Annotated in this window: 5 protein-coding genes; 1 reads left to right on the forward strand and 4 read right to left on the reverse strand. The window is 62.6% G+C overall.

What is annotated here, in order from left to right; genetic code table 11:
• Positions 1–513 precede the first annotated feature (513 nt).
• Entirely contained in the window at positions 514–2,259 is a 1,746-nt protein-coding gene (locus NMG80_RS01845; RefSeq protein ID WP_254016562.1) for an adenylate/guanylate cyclase domain-containing protein, read from the forward strand.
• 168 nt (positions 2,260–2,427) lie between these two features.
• Here NMG80_RS01845 and NMG80_RS01850 read toward each other — a convergent pair whose 3' ends face one another.
• The 4 genes from NMG80_RS01850 to NMG80_RS01865 form a co-directional block, all read right to left on the reverse strand.
• Positions 2,428–3,105, reverse strand: a complete 678-nt coding sequence (locus NMG80_RS01850; protein WP_254016563.1) for a methyltransferase family protein — start codon at positions 3,103–3,105, stop codon at positions 2,428–2,430.
• Positions 3,106–3,290: 185 nt separating this feature from the next.
• Entirely contained in the window at positions 3,291–5,312 is a 2,022-nt protein-coding gene (locus NMG80_RS01855; RefSeq protein ID WP_254016564.1) for a calcium-binding protein, read from the reverse strand.
• Between the two features lie 306 nt (positions 5,313–5,618).
• Entirely contained in the window at positions 5,619–6,611 is a 993-nt protein-coding gene (locus NMG80_RS01860) for a hypothetical protein (protein WP_254016565.1), read from the reverse strand.
• 215 nt (positions 6,612–6,826) lie between these two features.
• Positions 6,827–7,432, reverse strand: a complete 606-nt coding sequence (locus tag NMG80_RS01865) for a helix-turn-helix transcriptional regulator (protein ID WP_254016566.1) — start codon at positions 7,430–7,432, stop codon at positions 6,827–6,829.
• Positions 7,433–7,723 lie beyond the last annotated feature (291 nt).

Genomic DNA, 7,723 nt, shown 5'->3' on the forward strand with positions numbered 1-7,723 from the left:
CTGGCGCACTGAAAATCTGACGCTTGGTACCCGAGGTTAGACAACCGCTTTGGGTGGGAGATCGCCACTCGGCGGGGATCGGCCGAACGGCTCAGGAGCGCCACTTGCCGACCTCAGCACCTCTAAGCGCGAACATCTGGTGTGATGCACCGATGCGCGCGTTCGTAGAGCATCTCGCTGTTACATCGCAGTGACAAACGTGCCGCCACGCTGGCGTCAACCGGTTACACAGGGCAGGAAATATCTCCGGCCTTCTGGGAGTGGCGTGTCAGCGTCCCCAGAGGCTGCGTGGGCGTGTCGTCGGTTGGCTGTTAGCGCTGCGACTGGAACGCTCCACGCCTCGCAAGCGGGATAGCGAAATCTCGTGAAGGCAAGGTCAAGCTGCGTTCTCCGTTCTGTATCGGCGACGGGCGGCGACTGGGAGAGATGGATACCATGCACGTAGGGCGTCTGGAAGTTAGCAGGACATGGACGCGGGGCGGCCCGCGTGCAGGCACTTGGCTGAGCGGTGCAATGACCACGCAGCGCCGCCTCGCAGCGATCCTGGCTTGCGACATGGTCGGCTATTCGCGCCTGACGGAGCGCGACGAGCGCGGCACGCTCGAGCGGCTGAAGATCTACCGAAAGGACCTTCTCGAACCGCTGGTCTCGGAGCACCAGGGTCGGATCGTCAAGCTCACCGGCGACGGGATGCTGTGCGAGTTCGCGAGCGTCGTTAACGCGGTGACCTCGGCGATGGCGATCCAGCAGGCCCTGGCAGAACACGAGGCGGAGACGCCCGAGGAAGAGCGGATTCGCTTCCGCATCGGCGTCAATCTCGGCGACGTGGTCTGCGAGGAGGACGGCGACCTCTACGGCGACGGGGTCAACATTGCCGCCCGCCTCGAAAGCATCGCCGATCCCGGCACCGTGGTCGTCTCGGGCACCGCCTACGATCACCTTCAGGGCAAGCTCGACTGCGGCTTCACGCCGCTCGGCGACCTGCGCCTCAAGAACATCGAGCGGCCTGTGCGCGCCTACCGCGTCGAGACCGACGCCAGCGCCTCGGTGGCTGCACTGCCTCCCCTGCCCGAGAAACCCTCTATCGCGGTTCTGCCTTTCACCAACATGAGCTGCGACCCCGACCAGGAATACTTCGCCGACGGGCTGGTGGAGGACATCATCACGGGATTGAGCCGGGTGAACTCCTTCTTCGTGATCGCCCGCAACTCGTCCTTCACCTACAAGGGCCGAGCGGTGGACCTGCGCCAGGTCGGGCGCGAGCTGGGCGTCCGCTACGTGCTAGAAGGCAGCATCCGCAGAGCAGGATCGCGGGTGCGCATCAGTGGGCAGTTGGTGGACGCGATCAGCGGACATCATGTCTGGGCCAACCGCTTCGAGGGCGACGTGAGCGACATCTTCGACCTGCAGGACAAGGTGACCGAGAGCGTCGTCGGCGCTGTCGAACCGAGCATCCGGCTGGAGGAGATCAAGCAGGCGCGCATGAAGCCGACCGAGTACATCAGCGCCTACGACCTCTACCTTCGCGCGCTGCCGCGCTTCTACAGCATGACGCGCGAAGGCTTTGCCGACGTGCGCCGGCTCACCAACGAGGCGCTCAGCATCGACCCTGGCTTCAACTTGGCGAAGGCACTCGGCGCCTATATCCGCAGCCTATCCGTGAGCCAGTGCTGGCACGAGCCCGACGATATCCGAGTCGCCGTGCGCATGGCGCGAGAGGTTCTGGCGGAAGCGCGCGACGACCCCACGAGCCTACGCTTCGCCGCGCAGGTGATCGCCTACAGCGCGAAGGACTACGAGATGGCGCTGGGCACGATCGAACGATCCCTGCTGCTCAATCCCAATTCAGCGCAGGGCTATACGGGCAGCGGCTGGGTGAACGCACATTCCAGCCGCCCGCTCGTCGCGATCGAGCACTTTCACAGGGCAATGCGGCTGAGCCCGGTCGACCCCGAGAAGGGCATCGCGCTCTCCGGCATCGGGATGAGCTACCTGATGCTCGAGCGCTACGAGGAAGCGCTGGCATGGGGAGAACGCGCGCTGCACGAGATGCCGAACTACGGCTCCTCGCACCGGGTGGTGATCATGGCGCTGGTCAAACTCAACCGGCTGGACGAGGCGCAGGCGGCGGCGCGGCGGCTGATGGAGGCGTTCCCGACCTACACGCTCACCCTGCAGAAACAGATCAACCCGTGGCTGGACAAGGTGTTCGCCGAGCGTTACGTCGAGGCGCTGGGCATCTCCGGCGTGCCGGAGTGATCGTCGCGGGTGCAAAGATGCCCTGTCCTGCGCGTCACGTCCGGCCAGGCGACGTCCCTTGATCCCGCGTCGCTACTGGAAGGATAGTTCTCTGGCCCGGCATGTCCGAGGACTGAGCGCGTAGAGCAGCCGTGAAGTTGGCGATGGCGGATTGCCTGGACCTTGGGATCAGAACAACCAGAAATAGGTTGGTAGAAAACCGATCACCTGGAGATATTCGATGCCTTCGATGGCCGGAAAGACCGCCAGAAAATAGAGGGCATCGAAGAAAGTGCTCCCGAGCGCTTTCGTGGAGAACGTGTGCTGATGCTCGTCGTGATAAAGCCATAGTTTGGGCCAGAACCGTGGTGTTCTGGCCGCATACGCCTCGTATTTCGGGCCAAACTTTCCCAGAAGAAACGCCTCTTCCTTTCTAGCGGTCATCCCGAAAACCGCGTAGGTGCACACTCCGAGAACGACGGCAACGATGATCGACCCGAACATGAGGCCGATGCCGAATGCTCCAATCATCGAAAACAGATACAGGGGATTGCGAGTGATCGAGTATGGCCCGTTTACCGCCAACTCGGTGTTCTTCCGGCCCCCGACATATAGGATGCTCCACAATCTTCCGAATATGCAGACGAGGATCAGGACAAAGCCTGTCATCTCGATAAGTTCATGAAGGGTCGATGCTTCGTCCCAGCCTGGTCGAGAGAACAACAGCGATCCGATCGCCGCGATGCTCAAGCCCTGGACGACAAGAAGTCTCTTTCGCTGATTGAAAGGTTGCGGGGCAATTGAAGCGGACATCATGGTTCCTTTGACAGAGGCTTTTTTGGCGCTCGCGCCAAGCATCCGGTTCATTTTCGGGAGAGGCGCCGCAAGTTTAGGCCAATGACCGCGGAGCAAGCGGCGCCGGCCCATGCGGCCCTATTCCCTATTATTAATCAGAACTTCACGAGCCGTGCTGCGCTTGTAGCGCTTGCAGGTGACTCTTTCCAGCCGATGGGGCAAGGGCGCGGCCAAGATGACCGCGCCCCGCCCGCGCGTCAGACGAAGAAGAAATCGGAGGCTTTGATCAGCGCGGAGTCGAAGTTGGCGATCTCTACGGTTCCCTCCGCGAAGCTCAGCACGGTCGAATGTCCGTCCTGCGTGACGGCGACGTCCTCGAAGCTCTCGACGCCCGTATAGGTCGCGATCTCGATGCGATCGGCGCCGTTCTCGAAGCCCCGGATCAGGTCACTGCCGAAAGGTATCAGGTCGAAGACAAAGACGTCATCGGCGCCGGCCTCGCCAAAGAGGGTATCATCGTCCGCGCCACCGGACATCCGCGCGCCGTCGCCGCCGGCCCGGAGCCGGTCGTCGCCTTCACCGCCCTTGATCTCGTCGAAGCCATCGCCGCCGCAGAGCCGGTCGATACCCTCGCCACCCGCGAGTTCGTCATCGCCGGCACCACCCTGAAGGCTGTCGCGACCCTCGTCGCCATCGATCTCGTCGTCGCCCTCGTCGCCGAACAGCCGGTCGTGCCCCTCCTCGCCGGAGATCTCGTCATCCCCGGCGCCGCCATATGCACGATCGTTGCCGTCGCCGGCCTCGATCTGGTCGTCGCCACGGCGACCCCAGATCAGGTCATTGCCATCGAGCCCGATGAGTTGATCGTCCTCACCAGTTCCGACCAGACTATCACGGCAGTCCGTGCCGACCAGGCGGCTGATGCCGGTTTCTTCGACCAGTTCCTTGACAGTCCGGCGGCTAAGCGGCGTATCGCTGACGGCGACGAAGGCGTCGTCGAAATCGTCATCGAAATCCCCGGTGCTGGCAAGGCCGTCCTCGAAGCTCACGACGCTCACCTCGTCGGTCGCGTCGTGGACTTCGCTGGCGACGGCGTTCTCGCCGGCCACGGGATTCAAGAAGTTGAAGCCGTCGCGGTTCCCGACAGAGTGGAAAGCACGGATCGGCAGGAGGTTGCCTTCAGCGTCGGTGACGACCGGCGCGACCCCATCGAAGATGGTGGCCGGGCCAGGGGTAAAAGTTGTCGCGTCATTGCCGTCGTAGAGATCGGCTACGCTTCCCGTCTGGAAATTGCGGAAGAAGAGCCCGCCGTCCGCGTAGTCCTCCAGGTCGATGCCGATATTCTCGACATCCGGAATCAGGAAGAGGCCGAGCGACTGGCCCGCCGGGACTGTCACCGTCACCTTTGCGCCCGACTTTGCATCCTCTGTGTTGGCGAAGAGGATGCGCGCCTCGCCGATCTCGCCCGTCGTCGTGTCAAAGGTATAGGCGCCGAGCGCGCCGTTGGTGCTCGCATCCTCGCTGACGAAGGTAATGGTCTTTTCCTTGCCTTCCCCCGCGAAGGCGAGATCTGTCGGATCGACAGCAGCTGAGATCTCGACTTCGCGCCGGTTCGTGATCTCGCTGACGAGTTCGGGCTCATCCTCCGAGAGCACAACCTCCTCTTCCAGCACCAGGCCGACGCCTGGCGCAAAGTATTTATAGGCGCCTATGCCGGGCTCCAGGCCGGAAGTGTCGAGGATTTTGACGACATCGTCAAAGGAGCCGAAATCCGTGTCGATATGGAGGCCGGTTGCGATCACCTCGCCCTCGTCTTCCGCAACGCCGGTGTAGAATTCCTGAAAATAGCTGTCGCCCGGCGTCGGTGCTGCGCGCATGATCCAGCCCGGCGCGGCGCCGTCGACGCCTGCCTGCCACGATCCGCCGAAGTCGGTCCCGATGAACTCGCCCTCGTCGTTGTAGTTGTAGTTCGTCGCGATCTCGCCCAGATACCAGACATTGCCTTCATCGTCCTGCCCGTACCAGTCGAGCGTGTCCTCGACGAGGACGCCATCCGCATAGGCCGTATCGCGGACGACGACGGCTTCGACGCCCTCGATTATCTTCGTCTCGAACGTGGCGAAGTGATCGTTGCGCTCCGTCTCCTCCTCGCCGGTCTCGGGATCGATAAGCGCGGCGCCGTAGCTGTTGATGGTGCCTCCGGGCAGCGGGAAGAACGTGTTGTCGATATTCGTGGAATTGCCAAACGTGGCGGCACCAAAGTCGGGCAAAATGGCCATGTGGTTATCCTCCGGGATGGATCGCGTCACGGGCGTCCGGGCCGGCCGCTCCGCCGCAGTCCCGAGCATGACTTGATCCGGTTCCTACGGGAATCCGGCAGGCGTGAAGCGGAAAAAGACTAGGCCTTTCAGAGCCCTAGATAACCAATCCTACAGATGTTAGGTGCTTGCCCGCTGCAGTTACAGAGCATGGACAGCCTTAACAGTCGTTGATTGCAGGCGGACCATACGAGGCGAGGGCGGTGGTTGGGGACGCTTGGCCATCATACGCGAAGGCAATTGGGGCGCTTGGCTCCGTGCCAATCTCTACCTGCCGAACTCCACACCTCCGCTGAAATCGAACGCCGCACGCACGCTGAAAATGTGAGCGTTCGGATGATCCGCAGTCCGCGCAAACGAATAGGCGGCGCCAAGTTGCCAATTCGATCCGGCGAACGGCGTATTGTCGTCGGACGAATACATAATTTCGAAATCGGCTAAGGAATCGCGGGTATCCGGACCTCCGGCGATCAGGTTCATCTGCTGCGTGTAGGTCGCGACGTAGGTTAGGGTATCCACGTCGAGCGCGGCGGAGCCCGTGACGACCAGGGTGTCGTCCTGGCGGCCGTCGAAATGCCGAACAAGGGCTGTTTCGCCCAGCAACCTGAGCGTCATTTCGTCCAGTTCGAAACTCTTGGTCGCGGCGGCGAGGTAGGCCAGTTCGTCACCAAGCTTAACGTCGTCTTCGATGTCCTCCTCGGTAGGATGCCCGGCCCTCTGGTACCGAAAGCCTAACCTGTAGCCAAATTCGCCGTCCAAATAGCAATCGACCGTTTCCGAACCGTCGCAGCCATCAAGAGTTAGCGAGAACGACGACACACCCTCTGTGTTGCCCGCGCCGCCGTCCGACAGGTTTGTCCTGCCCCGGTGGGTGAACAGCGACTCGCTGAGGATCGAGCGATCGGTTGTGAACGCAGTTGCCGCCAACGCGTGGCTCAACCCGAAGCCTTCGTAGCCGAGGACAATTTCCCCGCCTAGACGTTCGTCCGCGTCGAAGTCTGACACCAGGTCCCCGGCATTGATCCCCGGTGCGACCTGGCTGGCGAGACTGAAGATCGTATTGAATTTTCCGGCCCGCGTGGTAGCGGGACCTGCCTCGATCACGGTGTATAGTTCGGCCACATATGTGCCAATTCCTTCAAAAACCATATGCTCGCCGGGCGCCGGATCCACCACCGGCTCGGTGATGATGGAAGTCACCAGTCGCAGGTAGTCCGTCGGTGCGTACAGCAAGTCGGTCGTGAGTGTCGGTTGAAGCATGTCGGACGTCAGGGATGACGGATTGGCCGCAAAAATCCAGTCATTCTGTAGCTCCGTAGATACTTCGTACCTGACGCACGGCGCCATGCAGCCTTCGACTAGCTCCGGTATTGGATCTTCGGCCAGTACTGGAGTTGAGGACGCCAGCAACCCCAGGCCGCAGAGTACGGGGAGAGAAAACGCACGGCCCCTGACCCTCAAAGCTAGCTCCGCGCTCAGGCCGGCGTGATGCGGCCGGCCGGCTCCGATGCCTCGGGACGTTCAAGGCCGTTGCCGGATCCCAAGGACTTCGACGGAGCCGGCGGCAGCAGCAGTTCCTCGAGGAAATAGGCCGAGAGCGCCGCGCGGCCCGAGAGCTCAGCCTTGTGGTAGAGTGCGGTCGCTTGCTGGCGAATGGTCGCTTCGCTCGCCCCCCGGATCCGCGCAATCTCCTTGTGGCTGAAGCCCTTGAGCAGCAGGAGCCCGACCTCCTGCTCCGCCTGGGTGCACCCCCAGACGGCGAACTGGCGCTGGATAGCGGCGCCGAGTTCCTGGAAATGGTCTGCCAGGCCGGCCCGCCACTGCGTGTCGCGCTCACGGATTCGCGCGATCTCGTCGCGCATGTCGAAGCTTCCTGCTTCCTGCTCCCGCAGGCGCGAGGACAGCAGCGCAACGCAGGCCGAGCAGCCTACGAGAAGGGCAATGCCCACCGCTTCCGTCAAGAGCTCCGTGACGGTCACCCCCTCATCCTCCCTCACTGCCTCCAGCCCGAGCAGGAGCGCGAACGCCCCCACAGCACCCGCAGTCAGGATCTGCCGGCCGCGTCCCTTGGTCCAGTCCATCGTCTTTCTCCGAAGCTCGAGTGGCGGCCGCGCCCGCCATGTCCCAGGCATTCTGCGCCCGCCCGCGGCACCGCGCAACAGATGGGCACGGGCGTCGGTCAGGTGATGAAGAAAAGGTCGTCGGCGCTGTGGCGGAAAATCGGAAGCTGTTGGCCCCTACTACGCCGACGAGCAGGTCGCCCTGATGCGCCGGACAGGCGTCAGCGGAAGTCCGTGTTTGGCGGCGCAAAGCAGACCTTTGTCCAGCTTCCACCGAATGGCATCTCCTGTGATGGGTTTCGGATGCCCGGC

This window comes from Mesorhizobium escarrei (assembly GCF_935825525.1).
GTDB classification, from domain to species: Bacteria; Pseudomonadota; Alphaproteobacteria; order Rhizobiales; family Rhizobiaceae; genus Mesorhizobium; species Mesorhizobium escarrei.

What these genes read in the sequence shown, in the direction of transcription:
- NMG80_RS01850 (WP_254016563.1), bottom strand. Translation starts at nt 3,105, where the DNA reads ATGAACCGGATGCTTGGCGCGAGCGCCAAAAAAGCCTCTGTCAAAGGA.
- NMG80_RS01855 (WP_254016564.1), bottom strand. Translation starts at nt 5,312, where the DNA reads ATGGCCATTTTGCCCGACTTTGGTGCCGCCACGTTTGGCAATTCCACG.
- NMG80_RS01865 (WP_254016566.1), bottom strand. Translation starts at nt 7,432, where the DNA reads ATGGACTGGACCAAGGGACGCGGCCGGCAGATCCTGACTGCGGGTGCT.
- NMG80_RS01845 (WP_254016562.1), top strand. Translation starts at nt 514, where the DNA reads ATGACCACGCAGCGCCGCCTCGCAGCGATCCTGGCTTGCGACATGGTC.
- NMG80_RS01860 (WP_254016565.1), bottom strand. Translation starts at nt 6,611, where the DNA reads ATGCTTCAACCGACACTCACGACCGACTTGCTGTACGCACCGACGGAC.